We start from the raw sequence: 20,282 nt of genomic DNA on the forward strand, positions 1-20,282 counted from the left end.
GCCCCTCAGCTCAAACGTTAGACATCATCATGAGCGACTACGACGATCCCGAGACAGAGGCTCAATGGTGTGCCGAGCGACGTCAAGAAGTTGCCGACTACCTTCGTCGCGAAGGATTGATCCACGGCCAAGTTGGTGAGTGGCCGGCTTGGCACGTTTGCCCATACGTCTCCGTCTGGGCTATTGAGAGCCTGTCGACTCCAGGGGCAGTCGGTTGGTGGGCAATCTCCGGAGATTTGCCGAACGACTATGTCTCATCTGCCAATGCAAAGTCTCCACGAGAGGCTGTTCAAGCCATTGCCTCACTTTGGCGAGAAGCCTCCGAGTACATGGCACGTGGCGAGAAGCATCCGACGTTCCGAATCGGCTCAGGGCAGCAAGATGAAGAACTCGCCCCAATGTTGGCATCCAGAGCCGAGCTTCTTCTTGAGTGGGTCCACGACGCCGAGGCTTGGGAATAAGATCATGTTTAACCATTCCATCGAGTGGATGCCACGCCGTCTGAGCCGTCTTGTCCCCGCTCATGTCAAACGTTAGGCCGCAAGGGCTACCCCGAGCCAGGCAACAGTGAATTCGCGCTCGTTTCAGCAAATGTCAATCGTGCACCACTTCTCCGCAGTCTCTGCTTCCGAGGAAGACTGGGGCTGGCAAGTCGCGATTGGCGGCAGAGCGCTGTCAGAAGGAGCGCCTTACCTGCTGGTCCAGTTGAGCCGAGCTCCCACTGAGCAGGATCGCCAGTTCGGGCACGACCTGCCTTACGTTGAGATCAACGATCAACGCTGGTCCTGGTATGGCCAAGTCAAACGAGTGGCCCTAGCGAGAACAGAGCTGCAACTCTCTCTGGGTGCACTTGCTCAGGCTCAGCTCGGCAACGATGGAGAGTTCGTGTTTCGGTTCGAACTAAGTCCGCCCGAGCACGAGCACTTGGCCTCCGTGCTTGCGCAAATCTTCGTTGGCCACCCCGCGTACACCGAGATTGCGGCCTAACCCTTCGCTGGAGCGGACCTCCACCGGCCTGGCACTTGGCCCGCGAAGCGCTCGCTGTCATCATCCGCTTCGCGGGCCAAGCGCCATTCCGGCGTCGGCCCGCTCAGCTCAAACGGTAGGCCTCATGAAATCCTTCCCATCAGCCAGCGAAGACAGTGAGTTCGCGTCGCGCGTTCTCAAGGTCAACCATGCGGGTGAGAACGGCGCCGTAAACATCTATGCCGGGCAAATCTTCTTTGCTCGAATCACGGCGCCAGGCATGGTTGCCGAACTAGCCGAGTTCAAGTCTCACGAAGAGGGGCACCGAGCCATCTTCTGGGCAGAGCTTCTGCGCCGCAATCGTCCTCGCTGCCGTAGCTACTGGCTTTGTGGCATCGGCGGTTTCACACTCGGTCTAGTCACGGGGCTCTTTGGTCGCAAAGCAATCGCCGCAACCACCGTGGCAGTAGAGCGCGTCGTCCTCCGCCATCTGGAACACCAACTCGAACTGCTGCAAGGGAAAGACGAAGCTGCAGTCAAAGCCATTGAGTCCATCGTTGCGGAGGAGCGGCAGCACCACGATCAGTCTGCCTCTCACATTACAGTTGGTCAGTTTTTGCCACGGGTTCTGTCGCCCGTAGTCTCGGCATCCACGGAGGCGGTCATATGGGTCGGCATGCGCGCCTGAGGCCTAGCCCTTCCATCGAGAGAACTCGCCCCGGCAAGCCGGGTCGAGCCTCTCATGTCAAACGTTAGGCCGCGAAATCCAGACCATGCGCACCTCCGCCATTGCAAGCTGCTGGCCAGCCACTCAGTCGCTCGATCTTGTTCAAGCCCCCATCGAAGCGGCAGCGAATGCGGTTGAGAAGGAGCTACGTCGTTTTCTTGGTGCCGAGCAGATCGAAGGGCTTTGGCTCACAGCATCTTCAATTGATCAAGCGATCAAGTCCTGCGAAGAGTTCACCAACGTTCCCACGTGCTTTTTCGTCTTGCCAACGAAATCTCGCTGGAGTGTGCTCTGGAACAATAGTTGGCTATGCGATGGCTACGACTCTCTGTGCCACGGCTTGACCACGAATCACGGTCTGACAACCTTGCATTGGTCAGCGCACGACCAAGACACTACATTCCAGTCAGGTGCCGCATTCTCGTACCGGGCCTGCGTCAATGGGGCTGTCACTGAGCGTTCGGTCTACTGTGGTCGCCAAGACACCGGCTGGACGTTCTACGAAGGTGGCGTGCCGCTTCCGGAGGAGGACATCCAGGTATATGAAGCCCGGCGGAAACGAGATCGCTTGAATGAGCGCGTCCTTCTATCGCTCATTGAGCGTCTTGGTGCCCAGCCATGGAACGAAGCCTTCTATGACTTGCCGTCACAAAAATGCTATGTGCTTCGGCGCGCGTCGTACCCGTCGACAATCACGAGGCGGCGCCCGAGCGAGGTGTTCGTCGCGGCCTAACCGGTCGCTCAAGTGGCCCTCCACCAGCTGGCCGCGCTACGCTCAGCAGTTCATCATCGCTTCGCGCGGCCAGCTGGTTCCAGCCCCTTAGCTCCAACGTTATGCGTCAAGATCGTGAGATGCCGAATGCGATGAAAGAACGCTTCTGATTTGTAGTGATTGGCTGACATTGATCAGAATTGGTGAAGTTATGATTCGACCTAAGACGACCATTGGTTTGCACCTGAAATTTGCAGCAATGTTGCTGATGGTTGCTCTATGCTGCCCTCAATCAGCTTCCAGTGCCGATAAATTAGTTCGAGCTGAAAGATATGTTGAGAAAGGGGTCTATGAAACAACTTTCATCAGACAAAAGCAGACGGGCGATTCCGATGCGCGGGCAACTTTTGTCACGCTCGACGGGGTAGAACACACTGTGGTCTTCCCAGACGCCTCTGCCGGTGTTTCGCTTGAACACGTTGAGATAAACGACGGAACCGGGACGACGCAAGGAAACCCCTTTGTTAGGTGGGTATACACAAAGGGAGAGCTTCGAGTCAGAGCTACCGTTCGCTATGGGTGGTTTGATGGTTTCGAATCCTACGACGATAACCAACCGATTCTGGAAATTTTCGTCAATCCTGACTTCACACTTAAGCTCCCTCGTTTTGAACACAACAAGGCAGGTTGGGTGGACGAGTTTACGGTCGTCAACGAGGATAAGGTCCTTAAGTCGCTTTTCAGCCCAAAAACTCTTCGATTGATTCGCACGAAGAAGCTCCTGTTTGCTGAACGGGACTCTGATTTGGTTCTTGATGCCATAAACTTTGGAAACGAGTGTGGCATTCGATACAAGGCAAGAGCCAAATCGTCGGCGCCCCGGGCAAATGCGACCGTTGCGTCGAGAAACAACGGTTGGCAAATACATTGCTAAGTAGCTGCATGGTGATTCTTGGCAAATAGAGCCTAGATCGGGATGTGCCAGACGGGGTCCAAATCTATATGCACAAATGCCGCATAACCCATCATTTGATCGGACCTGCTCGAAAAGCCGCGCAGTCCGCTCAATTCAAACGTTGAGCGTCCGCTCCTCGCCGAATCCAGCCATCGCCTCGCCGCCCGACCTCAACGCGGCAACAACAAGGTAGACCGGGTTTCGGCAAGCTCAACTACAGCTGCGCTAGCCTCCACATCCCCCACCCCAAACCAGATCGGCACCACACGCCCCGCCAGGGCCTGTGCCTGCGCCGCATCCACCCGCACTGTCACGCTGTGCTGCGCCGCGCCTGCTGGCGGCAGGTGCAGTGTGTCGTCCGACGTCAGCTGTAGGCCATCGATACCGTACACGCGGATGCGCAGGTCGCGGGGGCGTTCCAGGGCGTTCATCACCTGCAGGCGGTAGACGTTTTCCACCGCGCCGTGTTCGATCTGCCGGGTCAGCACGCCGCGGTCGCGCAGGGCGTTGACGCGCAGGGTGGGGCGCTCGGCGAAGCTGGCGACCAGCAGGCCGGTGCCGAGCAGCAGCAGGCCGCCGTAGACCTGCACGCGGCGGCGCGCGAAGTGACCGCGCCAGCCCAGGCCCTGGGTCTGTGGTCCGGACCGTTCGCGCTCGGAGGCCATGCGGATGAGGCCGCGCGGCGCACGCATTTGGTCCATGACCTTGTTGCAGGCGTCGATGCACAGGCCGCAGCTGATGCAGGCGGCCTGCAGGCCCTGGCGGATGTCGATGCCGACGGGGCAGACCTGCACGCACAGGGTGCAGTCCACGCAGGCGCCGCTGCCTTGTTGTCCGGGGTCGCTGCCGCGGGGCCGCGAGGCGCGCGGTTCGCCGCGGCGCTCGTCGTAGGCGACGTAGAGCGTGTTGGCGTCCATCAGCGAGCCCTGGAAGCGGCCGTAGGGGCACATGTGCTGGCACACGCTCTCGCGCAGGAAGCCGGCGTTGCCGTAGGTGGCCAGGCCGTAGAACAGCACCCAGAACGCTTCCCACGGGCCGAGCTGGCCGGGCACGGCCAGTGCGAGGTCGCGGATGGGGGTGAAGTAGCCGACGAGGGTGAAGCCTGTCCACAGCGCGAGCAGCGCCCAGGCCAGGTGCTTGCCGCCGCGCCGCGCGAGCTTGTGCGCGGTCCAGGGGCTGCGGTCCAGCCGCAGCCGGGCCTGGCGGTCGCCCTCGAAGCGGTGCTCGATCCACTGGAACAGCTGGGTGTAGACCGTCTGCGGACAGGCAAAGCCGCACCACAGTCGCCCGGCCAGCGTGGTCACGAAAAACAGCAGCAGGGCGCTGAGCACGAGCAGGCCAGCGAGGTAGATCAGGTCCTGCGGGTAGAGCACCGCGCCGAAGAGGAAGAAGCGGTCGGCCTGCAGGTCGAACAGCACCGCCTGGCGGCCGTTGAAGCTGAGCCAGGGCGTGCCGTAGTAGGCCAGCTGCGTGAGCCAGACCAGTGCCCAGCGCCAGCGGGTGAAGCGGCCGCTGGTGGATCGGGCTTGGATGGTGGCGCCGTCGGCGATGGCGGCGACCGGAAGGATGGGGATGGTTCGGGTGAGGTTGGGGCGGGAGGTCATGGTGCTCAGGCCTAGGCGGCCGGCGGACGGGGTTGGAACGGGGCGAGGGCTGATGCGACCGGGGCCATGCGCTGCGCGAGGTCGGCCTCGCCCAGCCATTCGTCTTCGCGGAAGTACACGCGGCGCAGCTGGAGCGTGGCCGTGTGCGGGTCAGCGCAGGGCAGGGCCGAGAGGCCGTCTTCTTCGCTGCGCAGCAGGGCCCAGCCGGTGGGCGCGTCGCCCAGGCGCAGCGGCGCCACCAGCGAGAAGCCTTCCCACGGGCGGTTGGGCACGTCTGGCAGGTGACCGCTCAGCAGCCAGCCGCGGCCGGTGTCTTCACCGGTCAGCGGGGCGGCGCAGGGCGACAGGGTGCAGGCGCGCAGGCCGCTGAGCAGGTCGGGCAGCCAGAGTTCGCGCAGGGCGACGTTGGGCGACTGCACCAGCGCCTCGATCGCCAGGCGCTGCGCCCAGAACACGGCGGCGGCCGGGGTGTCCCGCGGCAGCAGCAGGCTGGCCGCCAGCGCCAGGTCGGCCGCGTCACCTCCGTCGCCGCCCATGCGGGCCGGCACCGCGCAGCGCAGCAGCCCGGTCTGCGCCAGGTGCTCCAGCGGAGTGAGGGTGGAGGGTCGCGGCGCGGCGTGGGCAAGGCTTGGGCTGAGCATGCCTTGTATGGTGGTCGCGGCCCATCTGATGCGGTAGATTCAGATGAAATGAAAATTGACCAGATCAGATCGCTGCCCCGCTACCAGCAAATGGCCGAAGACATGGCCGATGCGATCCGCGCCGGGGTGCTGCGGCCGGGCGAGCGCTTGCCCTCGGTGCGCGTGACTTGCGAGCAGCGGCAGGTCAGCCCGTCCACCGTGTTCCAGGCCTACGGCCAGCTCGAAGCGCTGGGGCTGATCGAGGCGCGGGCACGGTCCGGCTTTTTTGTGCGGGCCACGCGGCGTACGCAGCGCCCTGCGCCTGAGGCGGCGGCGCCGCGGCGCGAGGCCACGCCAGTGGCGATCAGCGAACTGGTGTTCGACCTGCTCGGCTCTACCCGCGACGCCGACGTAGTGCCGCTGGGCTCAGCGTTCCCGGCGCCGCACCTGTTCCCGTTCGACGAACTCGCGCGTTCTGGTGCGCGGGCCATGCGGCGCCTGAAGGCCAGCCAGATCACCGGCGCGCTGACCGCCGGCGACGAAAGCCTGCGGCTGGCGCTGCGCAAGCGCTACGCGCTGCAGGGTGTGCCGCTGGCCGACAACGAACTCATCATCACCAACGGCGCGATGGAGGCGCTGAACCTGTGCTTGCAGGCGGTCACGCAGCCCGGCGACGTGGTGGTGGTGGAGTCGCCGACCTTCTACGCCGCGCTGCAGGCGCTGGAGCGGCTTCACCTGAAGGCGGTGGAGGTGGCGACCGATCCGCAGGAGGGCGTGGACCTGGACGCGCTGGCCGAGCTGCTGGCGCGGCAGAAGGTGGCGGCCTGCTGGTTCATGCCCAGCTTCCAGAACCCGCTGGGCGCGCTGATGCCGGTGGCGCGGCGGCAGGCGCTGGTCGCACTGCTGGCGCAGCACGGCGTGCCGCTGATCGAGGACGACGTGTACGGCGAACTGCACGCCGGCGCCCGCCGCCCGCCGCCGGCCAAGGCCTTCGACCAGCAGGGCGGGGTGCTTCACTGCTCATCGTTCTCCAAATGTCTGGCGCCGGGCTACCGTGTGGGCTGGGCCGCCGCCGGGCGTTACGCGCCACAGGTGGAGCGGCTGAAGATGATGACCTCGCTGGCCACGGCGATCCCGCCGCAGCTGGCGTTGGCCGATTACCTGGCCCAGGGCGGCTACGACCGGCATCTGCGCCGCCTGCGCGAGGCCCTGGCCGCGCAGCGCACCCACGCACTCAAACTGGTGGAGCGGCACTTCCCGGCCGGCACCCGGGTGACGCGGCCCGAGGGCGGCTATTTCCTCTGGCTGGAACTGCCGCCGCAGGTGGACACGCTGGCCCTGCACCAGCGCGCCCGTGCCGCGTCGATCAGCACCGCCCCCGGTGTGCTGTTCTCGGCCGACCACCGCTTCACCCACCACCTGCGGCTGAACGTGGGCCACCCGGGCGATGCGCGCTTCGACGACGCGATCAGGACGCTGGGGCGGCTGGCGGTGCAATTGGGGCCATGAACGTGGCAGCATTCACCGCTGGACCCGGCACGTTTCGCAACTGCAACCAGGAGCAGCACATGTCACTTCTCGCCCGAGGAAGTTGTCTGTGTGGAGCGGTCGCGTTTTCGGCCAAGCTCCCCGCCCGCTGGGTCGCCCACTGTCACTGCACCCGCTGCCAGCGCGCCCACGGCGCGCCGTTGGTGACCTGGGCGGGGTTTCTCGAAGCAGATGTGGAGATCGCCTCACCGGATGGGGCGCTGCGCTGGTTCGAGACGGCGGAGGGTGCGGGGCGCGGCTTTTGCGGGCATTGCGGCAGCCCGATGTTTTTCCGTTCGCCGCGATATCCCGGCGAACTGCACATCGCGCGGGCCCTGTTCCACACCGCGCTGGAGCAGTTGCCGTCCTGCAATGCGTTCTTCAGCTCACACGTGCCCTGGGCAGTGGACGCGCACCGGCTGCCATCGGACCCGGAGCCGGTCTGAGCGGGGTCAGCCGCGCCGCGCGGCCTCGATCGTCGCGATATCGATCTTGGTCATTTCCATCATCGCGTTGAACGCGCGCTTGGCTGCGTCGCGGTCGGGATCGGTGATCGCGGCAGAGAGGGCGCGTGGCGTGATCTGCCACGACAGGCCCCACTTGTCTTTGCACCAGCCGCAGGCGCTGGCTTCGCCGCCGTTGTGAATGATGGCGTTCCACAGGCGGTCGGTCTCGGCCTGGTCGTCGGTGGCGATCTGGAACGAGAAGGCCATGCTGTGCGGCACGCCGGGGCCGCCGTTCATGCCCAGGCAAGGGATGCCCGCGACGGTGAATTCGACGGTCAGCACGTCGCCTTCTTTGCCCGCGGGGTAGTCACCCGGCGCACGCAGGATCGCGCCGACCGCGCTGTCGGGGAAGGTGGCGGCGTAGAAGCGCGCGGCTTCTTCGGCGGTGCCGTCGAACCAGAGGCAGAGGGTGTTTTTGGCGGGCATCGGGGTCTCCTTGAGGAGCGGCCACGATAGCCCGAAAGCGCACGCACCGGGCATCCCGCCCGCACCCCGTCCGGAAAAACCCTGATCGCATCGGTGTCTGTTTCAAGTTGGAACTTCGACCGTCGATATGGGTTGCACATCCGCCGGATGTCTTGTCATCCCCCGCATTTCTCCCCGTTCACAGGAGCTGCCATGAAATTCCAACGCGTTCTGTTCACCCTTGTTGCCGGTCTGATCGGTGTCTCCGCAGCCCAGGCCGCCGACCCCAAGGCCACGATTGCCGACCTCGACGCCCGTCTGGCCAAGATCGGAGCCCCCCGCCTGGAGGGCACGGACAAGGTGGCTGACAAGGATGTGCCGGCGATCTTCTTCGGCCAGCGCAAGATCAACAACAACTTCGACGTGGTGGATGCCATCCGCAAGGAGCACCAGGCCACCGCCACTGTGTTCGTTAAGGCGGGCGACGAGTTCGTGCGCGTGAGTACCAACGTACTCACACCCGAAGGCAAACGCGGCACGGGCACCCAACTGGCACGCAACGCGGCCTACGACGCGGTGAGCAAGGGGCAGCAGTTCTGCGGCCCCATCGACGTGCTGGGCACGGCCTATGACGCCTGCTACAACCCGATCAAGGACGGCGGCGGCAAGATCATTGGCGTGAGCTACATCGGCCACAAGAAGTGACGCACTGAGCCGGAGCACGCCATGAAATTCCCCATCCGACCCGGTCGGTGGCTGGACAAACTGTCGGTCGGCGGACAACTGCTGGCTGCGTTTGCCACCGTTCTGTTGCTCACGGCCGCCCTGGGCGCCACCTCACTGGTCGGATTGCGCAGCGTGGACGGCGAGGCCGTCGCGCTGTCGGCCCAATGGCTCAAGGGGGTCGGTGACCTCTCCGAGGCGAGGGCCGGCGTGCTGGAATCGCGCGATCTGGAGATCAAGCACAGCCGGACCGACGACACCAGCTACCACGCCGAATACGAAGAAAAGATGGCGGCGATCACCCAGAAGACCCGGGAGCTGGTCGAGCGCTACAAGTCGCGCGGTGTCGAGGCACAGGCCAGCGAACTGCTGGCCGGGCTGGACAAGTCTCTGGCGGCTTACCGGCAGTCGCAGGAGCGGGTCATCAAGCTCGGCCGTGACAAGAAACAACAGGACGCGGCCGATATTGCCGACGGCGCGTCCAGCATGGCGTTCGACGAGGTCGTGGGCACGATCGACAAGCTGCTTCAGTACAACTACGCTGGCGGCGACGCGGCGGCCGCCCACGTCACGGGCGTGTACGACCAGGCGCGCCTGGCGGTGGTGGTGCTGCTCGGTCTGGCGCTGGTGCTGGGCATTTCAATGAGCACCCTGATCACCCGCAGCCTCCAGCGCCAGCTGGGCGGCGAGCCGCGCACGGCAGTGGCCGTGGCCCGCGCGGTGGCCGAGGGCGATCTGAGCACCCGCATTGCGCTGAAGAAGGGCGACACCGAAAGTCTGCTGGCCTGGCTGGACCAGATGCAGCAGGGGCTGTCCCGCGCCGTGAGCGACGTGCGCCGCGGCTCCGACTACGTCTCGCACGCCAGCCAGGAGATCGCGACCGGCAACCAGGACCTGTCCACCCGCACCGAGCAACAGGCCAGCGAACTCCAGCAGACCGCCGCCACCATGGAAGAGCTGGGCACCACGGTGCAGCACAACGCCGACAGTGCCCGCCAGGCCAGCCAGCTGGCACACAGTGCCTCTGCAGTGGCGGTGCAGGGCGGCGAGGTGGTGGGCCGCGTGGTCGAGACCATGAAGGGCATCAACGAGAGCAGCCGCAAGATCAGCGACATCATTGGCACCATCGACGGCATCGCCTTCCAGACCAACATCCTGGCGCTCAACGCCGCAGTGGAAGCGGCGCGCGCTGGCGAGCAGGGCCGGGGCTTTGCGGTGGTGGCGGCAGAGGTGCGCAACCTCGCGCAGCGCAGCGCCGAAGCGGCCAAGGAGATCAAGGGCCTGATCGGCGCCAGCGTGGACCGGGTCGAGCAGGGCTCGGCCCTGGTGGACCAGGCCGGCGTGACGATGCAGGAAGTGGTGAGTTCGATCCGCCGCGTCAGCGACATCGTTTCCGAGATCAGCGCCGCCAGTTCGGAGCAGAGCTCGGGCGTGTCACAGGTGGGTCAGGCCATCACCCGCATGGACCAGGGCACGCAGCAGAACGCGGCGCTGGTGGAACAGAGCGCTGCCGCCGCCGACAGCCTGAAGCAGCAGGCCGACCAGCTGGTGGCCGCCGTGGCGGTGTTCAAGCTGACCTGAACCGGCCAGCACGCGGCGTCACTGCACGATTTCGTCCGCCGGCCCGCGGTGTGTCTCGGGCTTGGCGGTCGCGGCGCTGCCGGCGGCAGCGCACATCACCAGCACGATGGCCAGCCATTGCAGGCCGCTGAGCTGCTCGTGGAGCACCAGCACGCCCATCAGCGCGGCCACGGCCGGTTCCATGCTGGCCATGACGCCGAAGGCGGCGGGTGTGAGGCGCTTGAGGGCGACCATTTCCAGCGAGATCGGGATGGCGCTGGAGACGGCGGCGACACCCAGGCCGTAGAGCAGGATCTCGGGCTGGAGCAGCGCGCTGCCCGCGTGCCAGACGCCGAAGGGCACGACGGTGATGGCGGCCATGGTCAGGCCCAGCGCGACCGAGTGGCCGGCGTGCAGGTGGCCGACCTTCTTGCCGAACAGGATGTAGGCGGCCCAGAACACCGCGGCGCCGAGGCCGAAACCGACCCCGACCGGGTCGAGGCTCCTGACGTCGTGCCCCAGGGGCAGCAGCAGGCCCAGGCCTACGATGGCGAAGGCGATCCAGAGGTAGTCGATGCGCTGGCGCGAGGTGAAGAAGGCGACGGCCAGCGGCCCGCTGAACTCGATGGCCACCGCGACGCCAAACGGGATCGTCTTGATCGACTGGTAGAACATCAGGTTCATGCAGCCCAGCGCCATACCGTAGCGCACCAGACTCTTGAAGTCGGCGCGGGTGGTGGTCCAGCGCCAGGGTCGCCAGATCAGCAGCAGCCAGCAGGCCGAAAAGCCCACGCGCAGGGCGGTGGTGCCCAGCGAGCCGACCAGCGGGAACAGCTGTTTGGCGAACGAGGTGCCGATGCCGAGCGCGACGACTGAGCCGAGCACGGCCAGCAGGGGCACGGCCTGTGCCCAACGAGAAGAAGATGTCATGTGCAAGCGGTAACGACCCGCCGCCGGGCCGCCCCAAGGCGGGTCAGCCCCCGTGGGGGGCAGCGACCCGCGCAGCGGCGGAGCGTGGGGGCCCGTGTTTTAGACCAGAGGGACGGTGAAGCGGGCAATCACCGGTTGGGTGTCCGGACGCACGCCGCGCCACCATTCGAACGCCTCGGCCGCCTGCTCGACCAGCATGCCCACGCCGTCGGCGAGTTGCGTCACACCGGCGGCCTGCGCCTGCTTCAGGAACGTGGTCAGGCCCTTGCCGTAGACCAGTTCGTAGGCCAGCGCCTCGGGCGCGAACACGCCGGCGGGCAGCGGGAGTTCGTCTTTCGAGAGGCCGGTGGAGGTGGCGTTGAGGATCACGTCGAACGACTCGCCGGCCAGTTGGTCGTAGCCGCCGGTCTGCAGAGCGGTGTGGGCCGCGAAGTCGGCCTCGAGGCCGTGGGCCTTGTCGGCGGTGCGGTTGGCCACGGCGATCACGGCGGGCTTCTGCGCCGCGATCGGCAGGATGGCGCCGCGCGTGGCGCCGCCCGCGCCGCAGATCAGCACGCGTTTGCCGGCCAGCGAGACGCCCAGGTTGCGCTGGATGTCGTTGACCAGGCCCAGACCGTCGAAGTTCTGCGCATGGATGCGGCCGCCCTCGAACTTCAGCGCGTTGACCGCGCCGGCCAGGCGGGCCGACTCCATCGGGTCGGTGGCGATGTCGAAGGCCTGCAACTTGAAGGGAATCGTCACGTTCATGCCGCGGCCGCCATTGGCGATGAAGGCTTCAACCGTGGCCCTGAAGCCGTCCAGCGGCCCTTCGATGGCGGTGTATTCGATGTCCTGCCCGGTGGCTTGCGCGAAAGCGCTGTGGATCAGGGGGGACTTGCTGTGGCCAATGGGGTTGCCGATGACGGCGTAACGGTCGGTCATGGTGGAGCGAATCGGGGCTTTTCTGGGGCAATTCGGCGGAGCCCGACATTGTCGCGCATGGGTGATTACCATTCGCCGATGACCAAGACCCTCAAAATCGATTTCGTCTCCGATGTGTCCTGCCCCTGGTGCGCCATCGGCCTGGCCGGGCTAGAGCAGGCGCTGGCCCGGGTGCAACCCGACATCACGGCCGAGTTGCATTTCCAGCCGTTCGAACTGAACCCGCAGATGGCGTCCGAGGGCGAAGACGTGGGCGAGCACCTGAGCAAGAAGTACGGCAGCACGGCCGAGCAGCAGGCGCAGATCCGCGAGACCATCCGCGAGCGCGGCGCAGCGGCCGGCTTCAGCTTCAACAAGGACGGCCGCGGCCGCATCTGGAACACCTTCAACGCGCACCGGCTGCTGACCTGGGCCGAGGCCGAGGGCGCGCCGGGCGAGCAGCACGCGTTCAAGCGGGCCCTCATGGAGGCGCACCACGGTCGTGCCGAAAGCCCGGCCGATCCCGCCGTGTTGCTGGCGGCGGTGAAGCAGGCGGGGCTGGACGTGGACCGCGCGCAGCAGGTGCTGGCCGGCGACGAGTTCACCGACGAAGTGCGCGAGCGCGAACAGTTCTACACCGGCCACGGCATCCACTCGGTGCCCGCCGTGATCGTGAACGACCGCCACCTGATCTCCGGTGGGCAGCCGGCCGAGGCCTACGAGCAGGCGTTGCGCCAGATCGCGCAGGAAGTCTGACCGGGCGGATCAGCCCGCCTGCGCGGCCCGGTGCGCCCGGGCCTGCGCGGCAATCGCTTCAAGCGCCTCGGGCGCCAGCCGGTCCAGGTTCTTCATCTGCATGGCCATGCGCGGGTTTTGCCGCAGCATCGCCTCGTGCCGCATCAGGAAGTCCCAGTACAGCGTGGTGAAGGGGCAGGCTTTCGGACCGGTGCTCTGCGCGGGATCGAAGCGGCAGCCGCTGCAGTGGTTGCTCATGCGCTGGATGTACTTGCCGGTCGCCACATAGGGCTTGCTGCCCAGCAGGCCGCCGTCGCCGTACTGGCTCATGCCCAGGGTGTTGGGCAGCTCCACCCATTCCACCGCGTCCACGTAGACGCTGAGGTACCACGCATGCACCGACTGCGGCCGCACGCCCAGCAGCAACGCGTAGAGGCCGGTGACCATGAGGCGCTGGATGTGGTGCGCGTAGCCGTGCGACAGGGTCTGCGTGATGGCGTCGCGCAGGCAGGCCATGTCGGTCTCGCCGGTCCAGTACCAGGCGGGCAGCGGTGCTTGCGCATCGAGCGCGTTGCGTTCCAGATAGCCCGGCATCTGCGTCCAGTAGATGCCGCGCACGTACTCGCGCCAGCCCAGGATCTGGCGGACGAAACCTTCGACGGCCGCGAGCGGCGCGTGGCCGCTGCGGTACGCGGCTTCGGCCGCGGTCACGACCTCGCGCGGGTTCAGCAGCTTGAGGTTGAGCGCCGCGCTCAGCTGCGAATGCCAGAGCCAGACCTCGCCGGCCCACATCGCGTCTTCGAACTGGCCGAACAGGGGCAGGCGCTGCTGGATGAAATTGTCCAGCGCGCGCAGGGCGTCGGTGCGGGTGACCGGCCAGGCGAAGCTGTCCACTGAGCCCGGGTGGTCGGCAAAGCGGGCGTTAACCAGGGCGATGACCTCACGGGTGATGGCATCGGGCGCGACGCAGAATGGCGGCGGCACATTCTGCGGCCCGGCCTTGCCAAAGCTTTCGCGGTTGTCGGCGTCGAAGTTCCACTGGCCGCCCGCCGGCTGTTTGCCGTCCATCAGCACGCCGTGCTTCTGCCGCAGTTCGCGGTACCAGTATTCGAGACGCAGCTGCTTGCGGCCTTTGGCGTGGGCGGCGAAGTCGCGCACGGTGGAGAAGAAGTGCGTGTCGTCGCGCAGGTCGAGCGGCAGCCCGGCCCTGGCCGCCACGCCGCGCAGAGACTGCAGCACGCGCCAGTCGCCGGGGGCGGTCATCACCAGTTGCTCCGGTTGGAGCGCGTCGATGGCGCGTTGCAGTTCACCGGCCAAGGTGCCGGCGTTGTCTGCATCGTCCATCCGCGCGTAGGACAGCGGCATGCCCCGCTCACGCAGTTCTGCCGCGAAATGCCGCATGGCGGCGAGGAAGAGGGCGATGCGCTGTTTCGCCGACCAGACGTGCGTGGATTCATCGGCCACCTCGGCCATCCACACCACGTCCAGCGCAAGATCGAAACCTTGCAGTGCGGAGCTTTCGTGGTCCAGCTGGTCGCCCAGCGCGATGACCAGGTGCCGGACGGGCGCGGCAGCTCGCTCAGCCATGCGCAGGCGGCGCGCCTTTGCGCGCACGGCAGGCGTCCGAGCAGTACTTCACCGCATCCCAGTTCTTGGCCCAGGCCTTGCGCCAGCTCATGGTCCGGCCACAGACCTCACAGGGCTTGCTGGGCAGGTGGGCCTTGTTGCCTTTGAAGTCTTTTTGCACCCGGGGGTTCTACCGCAGTTCGTCATCCCTGCGACCGCACAAGGCTTTGCACGCTCAGGGTTGTTCCGTGAGGAACTCGCGGACCGTGGACATGGAGGCCGCAGGCTGGTCGTTGAACATCGCATGCCCGGCATCGGGCAGGTTCACCAGCCTGGCCTGCCGGAAATGCACCATGTGACGGCGCTGCTGGGCCTCGCCCATGCGCGGGCTGCACTTGCCGGTGAGGAACAGCACGGGGCCCGTGAAGGCCTTGACGCCCTGGCGGAAGCTCAGGCTGGCGGCGAAGGCAGGGTCGTCGCCCATGCGACCGATCATGGCGTCGTAGACTGCGCCGCTGGCGCGCCAGCCTTCCAGCCGGTGCAGCACGATCAGCACCGGCAGCCTGTTGTCGCCAAAGGACTGGGCGTGGAAGCGATAGCCGTCGACGGTGAGCGAAGGCAGGTTGGGGTCCTGCGCGGTCGTGGCCGGCACGGTGGGTGCCGCGGCGCGGGCGGCGAGCGACAGGAGCAGCAGGCTGGCGAAGGAGGCAATGGTCCGGAACATGGGCATGCCGTCAGCCTGGCCGCTCAGGGCTTGTAGGTGCTGTCCCCGTGCGGCGCCGCCGCGAAGGCGGGATGGGCCTCAGCCGCTTGCGAAAACGCCACCAGCCTCGGGTAGCGCCCGGCGGGCACCGCGTCCGGCACCATTTTCTGGATGAACTCCCACGCGACGGCGGTGCTGACGCCGGCCTGGTCCATGCCGCCGGGCATGGCCTGTTCCAGTCCGTCGCAGGCGGCCAGCAGCTGCCCGGTCACCCGGTCCAGCCAGGGCTGGTGCAGCTTGTCGGCGGGGCGCAGGCCATGCTCGTAGACGATCTGCACCGCCTTCTCGCAGGCGGCCAGCGCCAGGCCCACGGTGCGCAGCGACAGGGCCAGGGCTTGCGGTTCGGCGGGCAGCAGGCTGCGCCCGGCCAGCGCTTCGGCGTACTGAAGGATCAGGGTCGAGTCCATCAGCACGGTGCCGTCGTCGCACACCAGGGTGGGGGCCTTGACCACCGGGTTGGTGCGGCGGAATTCGTCGAAGCCGCGGAACACCGAGAGCGACTGGTGCTCGAAGGGCAGGTCCAGCAGTTGCAGGGAAATCGCGACCCGGCGCACATAGGGCGAGTCGAGCATGCCGATCAGTTTCATGCGCGTTCTCCTTTGAGGCGCTCAGTGGTGCGCCGCCAGCGCCTTGGCGATCTTGCCGCGCTTGACCGTGGGGCGTGGCACCTGGCAGGGCAGGTGCTCGAACCAGCGGCGCACGTCGTCTTCCACGCACAGACCGTGCATGTAGTTGTAGATCGCCTTGCGCAGGCCTTCGCCCAGCACGTTGTGGTCCACGCCGGGCGGCATGGGCGTGGGGTCGGTGAAGCCGATGTCGTTTCTGGCGAACGTGGTTTCCGGCAGCGGGATCAGCTCGATGCCGTAGGCCGCCGGGTCCAGGCCCACCGGGGAGTGCACGGTGCAGCTGAAGCGGTGGAAGAAACCGCTCTGGATGCAGCCAGCCTCGAACAGCTGGCGCACGTATTCGAGCGCGTCCACCGTGTCCTGCAGCGTCTGCGTCGGAAAACCGTACATCAGATAGGCGTGCACCAGGATGCCGGCGTCGGCAAAGCCCTTGGTCACGCGCGCGACCTGCTCGACCGAGACGCCTTTTTTCATCAGATGGAGCAGCCGGTCGCTGGCCACTTCCAGTCCTCCGCTCATGGCGATGCAGCCGCTTTGCGCCAGCAGCTCGGCCAGCTCGGGCGTGAAGGTCTTCTCGAAGCGGATGTTGCCCCACCAGCTGATCTGCAGGTCGCGGCGGATCAGTTCCTCGGCCAGGGCCTTGAGCGCCTTGGGTGGCGCGGCCTCGTCGACGAAGTGGAAGCCGGTCTGGCCGGTTTCCTCGACGATCTTCTGGATGCGGTCGGCCAGCGTGGACGCGGTCGCGGTTTCGTAGCGGCCGATGTAGTCCAGGCTCACGTCGCAGAAGCTGCACTTCTTCCAGTAGCAGCCGTGCGCGACAGTCAGCTTGTTCCAGCGGCCGTCGCTCCACAGCCGGTGCATCGGGTTGAGCATGTCCAGCAGGCTCAGGTAGCGCTCGATGGGCAGGCCGTCCCAGGTGGGGGTGCCCACGTCTTCGAACGGGATGTCGGGCTCGGCGAGGTTGATGTACTTCACCGCGCCGTTCTCGCGCACGAACGTGCGCTGCAGTCGCTGGCGGCCGCGCTCGCCACGCAGGTGTTCCACCAGCGAGAGCACCGGCCGCTCGCCCGCGTCCAGCGTCACGTGGTCGACGAAGTCGAACAGGCGCGGGTCGGACAGTTCGCGCAGTTCGGTGTTGGCAAAACCGCCGCCGAGCGCGATGCGGATGTGTGGGTTGTGCGTCTTGATGGTCTGCGCGATGCGCAGCGCCGCGTACATCGCGCCGGGGAAGGGCACGGAGAGCAGAACCAGGGTGGGGTGGTGGCGGTGAATGGCACCCAGCGTCAGGTCCTGCAGCAGCTGATCCACCAGTGTCGGCGGGGCAGCGAGTGCGGCGGCCATCGGGTCGAAGCTGGGCTGGCTGCTGGCCAGCGATTCGGCGTAGCGCACGAACTCGAAGCGCTCGTCGGCCGCGTCGCGGACCACATCGGCCAAGTCGTTGAGGTAGAGCGTGCAGAGGTGGCGCGCCTTGTCCTGCACGCCCAGGGCCCCGAAGGCCCAGCCCAGCGGGTCACCGCCGCCGTCGCTTTCGTCCAGGCTTTGATAGTTGTCCAGTGCAGAGAAGCGCGGCCCCTCGGGCAGCAGGCCACGCGCGGCGATGCGGTAGGCCAGTGTCGAGTCGCGCCCCTGCAGGTAGGCGATGGCCGGGCCGATGGTGGCGCGGTAGGCGTCGAACTGGTCGAGGAAACTGTGCACGCTGCCTGTGCGCAGTGCCTCGGGCTGGGCCAGTGCACAGCCCCGCAGCGCCTCCAGACCGGCCGGCGTGAACAGCTGGAGCACCAGCGCCAGCGCCAGGTCTTCCTGCACCGCGTCGATGCCGCGCGAACGCAGGAAGCCGGTCAGATAGGCGGTGGAGGGGTAGGGCGTGTTGAGCTGCGTCATCGGGGGGATGAGGCTCAACACGCGGAAGGCGGGGCTGGTCATGCCCCGATTGTGTCGGCAAAGTCCGACGGACCTCGGGTTCAGTCGGGTTTGACCATCACCGGCCGCACCGTGAACACGCCCGGCTTGCGGGTGTTGACCGTCACGTGCACCCAGTGGTTGTTCGGGCTGCCGAAGGTCTGCAGGCGCGTGAAGTTGGGCAGCAGGTCCAGCGGTGCGTACAGCGGCTTGTCGAGTTTGAACACGTGGGTGTCGCCGTGCACGAACAGCACCTGGCCATCGAAGGCCTTGGTCTCGCGGATCACGGTGTCCATCAGGTCCTTGTAGCCCGACTCGGGACGGTTCCAGCCGCGGGTCTTGGCTTCATCCAGGTCTTCGGTTTCGGCCAGGTCGAAGCCCGGGTCGGCCTGCAGCGTCAGCACGAGGCCCTTGGCCTTGCGCTGGCGGGCCTGCGCGAAGCTCTCTTCGATCCAGCGGTTGACGGCGGCATTGCGCGCCGCGTATTCGGCGTTGTCGGCCTCGCAGTCGGCGGCGGTGCGGGCGCTCTTGGAACCGCACTCCTTCTCGTCGAGCACGCGGTTGTTGTTGCTGCCGGCCACGTTGACCTGCGCGAACACGACGCCACCCTTGTGAAAGCGGGAGTTCTCGACGAAGGGCGCGTCCTGGTGCTCCAGCGCCAGCTTGCGGCGGCCAAAACTGCGGCTGTCGGCGTACATGAGCTTGCGCAGGGCGTCCAGGCGCTCCAGGTTGTTCCAGCCGCCGTTGTTCTTGCGGTGGCAATCGGTCCACTCGTTGTCGCCCGGGACGTAGACCATCGGTGCCTTCATGCCGTTGAAGGTCTTCGTGGTACGGGTGAACACCTCGTCGGTGCAGGCCGAGCTGCCGTCCTTGATGTCGCCGTCGAAGATCGAGAAGGCGACGTCGGAGTTGTCGATGCTTCGGATCACGGCGGCCGTGGTCTGCGCGTCGTTGTTCTTTTCGTAGGGCATGTCGCCCCAGAGGCCGAAGGTGAAGCTGCCGGCGAAGGCCGCCGGGGCGAGGGCGGCCGAGGCGAGGAGGGTGATCAGGGGACGGGCGATGGTCATGGGGTTGGGTGGCAGATGGGACAACCCACCATGGTTCCGGCTCTCCGTGACATCCCTGTGAAATCCGGCCCGGCCGGATCGGACTCAGCACTCCACGATGTTGACCGCCAGCCCGCCGCGCGCCGTTTCCTTGTACTTGGTCTTCATGTCGGCGCCGGTCTCGCGCATGGTCTTGATGACCTTGTCCAGGCTGACATGGTGCGTGCCGTCGCCGCGCAGCGCCATGCGGGCGGCGTTGATGGCCTTGACCGAAGCGATGGCATTGCGTTCGATGCAGGGGATCTGCACCAGGCCGCCGACCGGATCGCAGGTCAGGCCCAGGTGGTGCTCCATGCCGATTTCAGCGGCGTTCTCGGTCTGCTCGGGGGTGCCGCCGAGCACCGCGCAGAGGGCCGCTGCGGCCATCGAGCAGGCCACGCCGACTTCGCCCTGGCAGCCGACCTCGGCCCCGCTGATGCTGGCGTTCTCCTTGTACAGGATGCCGATCGCTGCCGCGGTGAGCAGGAAGTCCACCACGCCGTCGTCGGTTGATCCGGGCACGAAGCGGCGGTAGTAATGCAGCACCGCGGGCACGATGCCGGCCGCGCCGTTGGTGGGCGCGGTCACGACCCGACCGCCAGCGGCGTTCTCTTCGTTCACCGCGAGTGCGTACAGGTTGACCCAGTCGAGCACCGCCAGCGGGTCGGTCAGCGCCTTCTCGGGGTGGCCGGTCAGGTCCCGATGGAGGGCCGGCGCGCGGCGCCGAACCTTGAAGCCGCCGGGCAACACGCCGTCGGTGGCACAGCCGCGCTGCACGCAGGCCTGCATCACATCCCAGATGCGCAACAGGCCGGCGCGGATCTCGTCGTCGCTGCGCCAGTGGCGCTCGTTGACGCGCATCACGCCGGCGATGGACAGGCCGTGTTCGCGGCAGCGCTGCAGCAGCTCGTCGCCGGTGCGGAACGGCACCGGCAGCTGCGTCGCGTCGGGTGCGATCACTTTCTGCCGCTGGCCGTCGGCCATCACTTCTTCGCTCACCACGAAGCCGCCGCCCACCGAATAGAAGGTGCGCTCGGCCAGCACGGCACCCGCCGCGTCCCACGCGGTCAGGCGCATGCCGTTGGCGTGCAAGGGCAAAGGTTGACGGTGCAGGGTCAGGTCTCCACGGTCGTTCCAGTCGATGGTGTGCGTGCCCATGAGCGCGATGCGACCCTGTTCCCGGGTGGCGGTCACGGTTGGTTCGACCGATTCGATGGGCACCGATTCGGGTTCGTGGCCGCACAGGCCGAGCAGCACCGCCTTGTCGCTGCCGTGGCCGCGGCCGGTGGCGCCCAGCGAGCCGTACAGCCCGCAATGCACACGGGCCACGGTTGGCAGCAGGCCACCGGTCTCCAGCCCGTGCACGAACAGGCGCGCGGCCCGCATCGGCCCGACGGTGTGCGAGCTGCTGGGGCCGATGCCGATTTTGAACAGGTCGAAGGCTGAAACGGCCATGGGTGTCTCCTGGTGATT

The 20,282-nt window shown here is 66.5% G+C and carries 22 protein-coding genes; 10 read left to right on the forward strand and 12 right to left on the reverse strand.

Annotated elements, in window-relative coordinates:
- Positions 1–29 precede the first annotated feature (29 nt).
- From ACLIJ1_RS19870 to ACLIJ1_RS19890, 5 genes are all read left to right on the forward strand, one after another.
- The gene (locus tag ACLIJ1_RS19870; protein ID WP_411367289.1) at positions 30–461 is read left to right on the forward strand and encodes a DUF4826 family protein; all 432 of its coding nucleotides are present in this window, start codon (positions 30–32) and stop codon (positions 459–461) included.
- A gap of 130 nt (positions 462–591) precedes the next feature.
- Positions 592–987 (forward strand): hypothetical protein, encoded by a 396-nt coding sequence (locus tag ACLIJ1_RS19875; RefSeq protein ID WP_411367290.1) that lies wholly within the window; start codon positions 592–594, stop codon positions 985–987.
- Positions 988–1,111: 124 nt separating this feature from the next.
- A complete protein-coding gene (locus ACLIJ1_RS19880; RefSeq protein WP_411367291.1) occupies positions 1,112–1,654 on the forward strand; it encodes a demethoxyubiquinone hydroxylase family protein in 543 nt (180 codons plus the stop codon).
- An 85-nt stretch (positions 1,655–1,739) separates the two neighbouring features.
- Positions 1,740–2,426, forward strand: coding sequence for a hypothetical protein (locus ACLIJ1_RS19885; RefSeq protein WP_411367292.1), 687 nt, complete (start codon positions 1,740–1,742; stop codon positions 2,424–2,426).
- 190 nt (positions 2,427–2,616) lie between these two features.
- Positions 2,617–3,339 carry a hypothetical protein gene (locus ACLIJ1_RS19890; RefSeq protein ID WP_411367293.1) on the forward strand — a complete coding sequence of 241 codons (723 nt, stop codon included), beginning with the start codon at positions 2,617–2,619 and terminating at the stop codon, positions 3,337–3,339.
- A 191-nt stretch (positions 3,340–3,530) separates the two neighbouring features.
- Here the strand turns inward: ACLIJ1_RS19890 and ccoG are convergent, their stop codons facing one another.
- Together ccoG and ACLIJ1_RS19900 are read right to left on the reverse strand one after the other, a co-directional pair.
- Positions 3,531–4,964, reverse strand: coding sequence for a cytochrome c oxidase accessory protein CcoG (gene ccoG, locus ACLIJ1_RS19895; RefSeq protein ID WP_411367294.1), 1,434 nt, complete (start codon positions 4,962–4,964; stop codon positions 3,531–3,533).
- A gap of 11 nt (positions 4,965–4,975) precedes the next feature.
- Positions 4,976–5,605, reverse strand: coding sequence for an acyl-CoA dehydrogenase family protein (locus tag ACLIJ1_RS19900; RefSeq protein ID WP_411367295.1), 630 nt, complete (start codon positions 5,603–5,605; stop codon positions 4,976–4,978).
- Between the two features lie 48 nt (positions 5,606–5,653).
- On the opposite strand from ACLIJ1_RS19900, the gene ACLIJ1_RS19905 reads away from it, so the two are divergent.
- Positions 5,654–7,093 (forward strand): PLP-dependent aminotransferase family protein, encoded by a 1,440-nt coding sequence (locus ACLIJ1_RS19905; RefSeq protein ID WP_411367296.1) that lies wholly within the window; start codon positions 5,654–5,656, stop codon positions 7,091–7,093.
- A 59-nt stretch (positions 7,094–7,152) separates the two neighbouring features.
- Positions 7,153–7,557: a GFA family protein gene (locus ACLIJ1_RS19910; RefSeq protein WP_411367297.1), complete on the forward strand. Its 405-nt coding sequence runs from the start codon at positions 7,153–7,155 to the stop codon at positions 7,555–7,557.
- Between the two features lie 6 nt (positions 7,558–7,563).
- On the opposite strand, the gene ACLIJ1_RS19915 is transcribed toward ACLIJ1_RS19910, so the two are convergent.
- Positions 7,564–8,043, reverse strand: a complete 480-nt coding sequence (locus ACLIJ1_RS19915; protein ID WP_411367298.1) for a VOC family protein — start codon at positions 8,041–8,043, stop codon at positions 7,564–7,566.
- A gap of 192 nt (positions 8,044–8,235) precedes the next feature.
- On the opposite strand from ACLIJ1_RS19915, the gene ACLIJ1_RS19920 reads away from it, so the two are divergent.
- On the forward strand, positions 8,236–8,727 hold the full coding sequence (locus tag ACLIJ1_RS19920; RefSeq protein WP_411367299.1) for a Cache 3/Cache 2 fusion domain-containing protein: 492 nt from the start codon (positions 8,236–8,238) through the stop codon (positions 8,725–8,727).
- Between the two features lie 21 nt (positions 8,728–8,748).
- Positions 8,749–10,326, forward strand: a complete 1,578-nt coding sequence (locus tag ACLIJ1_RS19925; RefSeq protein WP_411367300.1) for a methyl-accepting chemotaxis protein — start codon at positions 8,749–8,751, stop codon at positions 10,324–10,326.
- Between the two features lie 18 nt (positions 10,327–10,344).
- On the opposite strand, the gene ACLIJ1_RS19930 is transcribed toward ACLIJ1_RS19925, so the two are convergent.
- The gene (locus ACLIJ1_RS19930) at positions 10,345–11,235 is read right to left on the reverse strand and encodes an EamA family transporter (RefSeq protein ID WP_411367301.1); all 891 of its coding nucleotides are present in this window, start codon (positions 11,233–11,235) and stop codon (positions 10,345–10,347) included.
- Between the two features lie 99 nt (positions 11,236–11,334).
- Positions 11,335–12,156, reverse strand: a complete 822-nt coding sequence (gene aroE / locus ACLIJ1_RS19935) for a shikimate dehydrogenase (protein ID WP_411367302.1) — start codon at positions 12,154–12,156, stop codon at positions 11,335–11,337.
- A gap of 78 nt (positions 12,157–12,234) precedes the next feature.
- On the opposite strand from aroE, the gene ACLIJ1_RS19940 reads away from it, so the two are divergent.
- On the forward strand, positions 12,235–12,891 hold the full coding sequence (locus tag ACLIJ1_RS19940; protein WP_411367303.1) for a DsbA family oxidoreductase: 657 nt from the start codon (positions 12,235–12,237) through the stop codon (positions 12,889–12,891).
- Positions 12,892–12,900: 9 nt separating this feature from the next.
- Here ACLIJ1_RS19940 and ACLIJ1_RS19945 read toward each other — a convergent pair whose 3' ends face one another.
- The 7 genes from ACLIJ1_RS19945 to ACLIJ1_RS19975 all read right to left on the reverse strand — a co-directional run bounded on the left by ACLIJ1_RS19945 (position 12,901) and on the right by ACLIJ1_RS19975 (position 20,264).
- Positions 12,901–14,457 (reverse strand): cryptochrome/photolyase family protein, encoded by a 1,557-nt coding sequence (locus tag ACLIJ1_RS19945; RefSeq protein ID WP_411367304.1) that lies wholly within the window; start codon positions 14,455–14,457, stop codon positions 12,901–12,903.
- Positions 14,450–14,617, reverse strand: coding sequence for a DUF2256 domain-containing protein (locus tag ACLIJ1_RS19950; RefSeq protein ID WP_411367305.1), 168 nt, complete (start codon positions 14,615–14,617; stop codon positions 14,450–14,452). The genes ACLIJ1_RS19945 and ACLIJ1_RS19950 overlap by 8 nt, the downstream gene beginning before the upstream one ends.
- 54 nt (positions 14,618–14,671) lie before the next feature.
- A complete protein-coding gene (locus ACLIJ1_RS19955; protein WP_411367306.1) occupies positions 14,672–15,166 on the reverse strand; it encodes an alpha/beta fold hydrolase in 495 nt (164 codons plus the stop codon).
- Between the two features lie 17 nt (positions 15,167–15,183).
- Positions 15,184–15,786 carry a glutathione S-transferase gene (locus ACLIJ1_RS19960; RefSeq protein ID WP_411367307.1) on the reverse strand — a complete coding sequence of 201 codons (603 nt, stop codon included), beginning with the start codon at positions 15,784–15,786 and terminating at the stop codon, positions 15,184–15,186.
- Between the two features lie 21 nt (positions 15,787–15,807).
- On the reverse strand, positions 15,808–17,748 hold the full coding sequence (locus ACLIJ1_RS19965; protein ID WP_411367308.1) for a B12-binding domain-containing radical SAM protein: 1,941 nt from the start codon (positions 17,746–17,748) through the stop codon (positions 15,808–15,810).
- Between the two features lie 38 nt (positions 17,749–17,786).
- Complete coding sequence (locus tag ACLIJ1_RS19970) at positions 17,787–18,791, reverse strand: hypothetical protein (RefSeq protein WP_411367309.1); 1,005 nt, start codon at positions 18,789–18,791, stop codon at positions 17,787–17,789.
- An 84-nt stretch (positions 18,792–18,875) separates the two neighbouring features.
- On the reverse strand, positions 18,876–20,264 hold the full coding sequence (locus ACLIJ1_RS19975; RefSeq protein WP_411367310.1) for an L-serine ammonia-lyase: 1,389 nt from the start codon (positions 20,262–20,264) through the stop codon (positions 18,876–18,878).
- Positions 20,265–20,282: the final 18 nt, after the last annotated feature.

It is taken from the genome of Hydrogenophaga sp. RWCD_12 (assembly GCF_046604225.1).
Taxonomy (GTDB): Bacteria; Pseudomonadota; Gammaproteobacteria; order Burkholderiales; family Burkholderiaceae_C; genus Hydrogenophaga.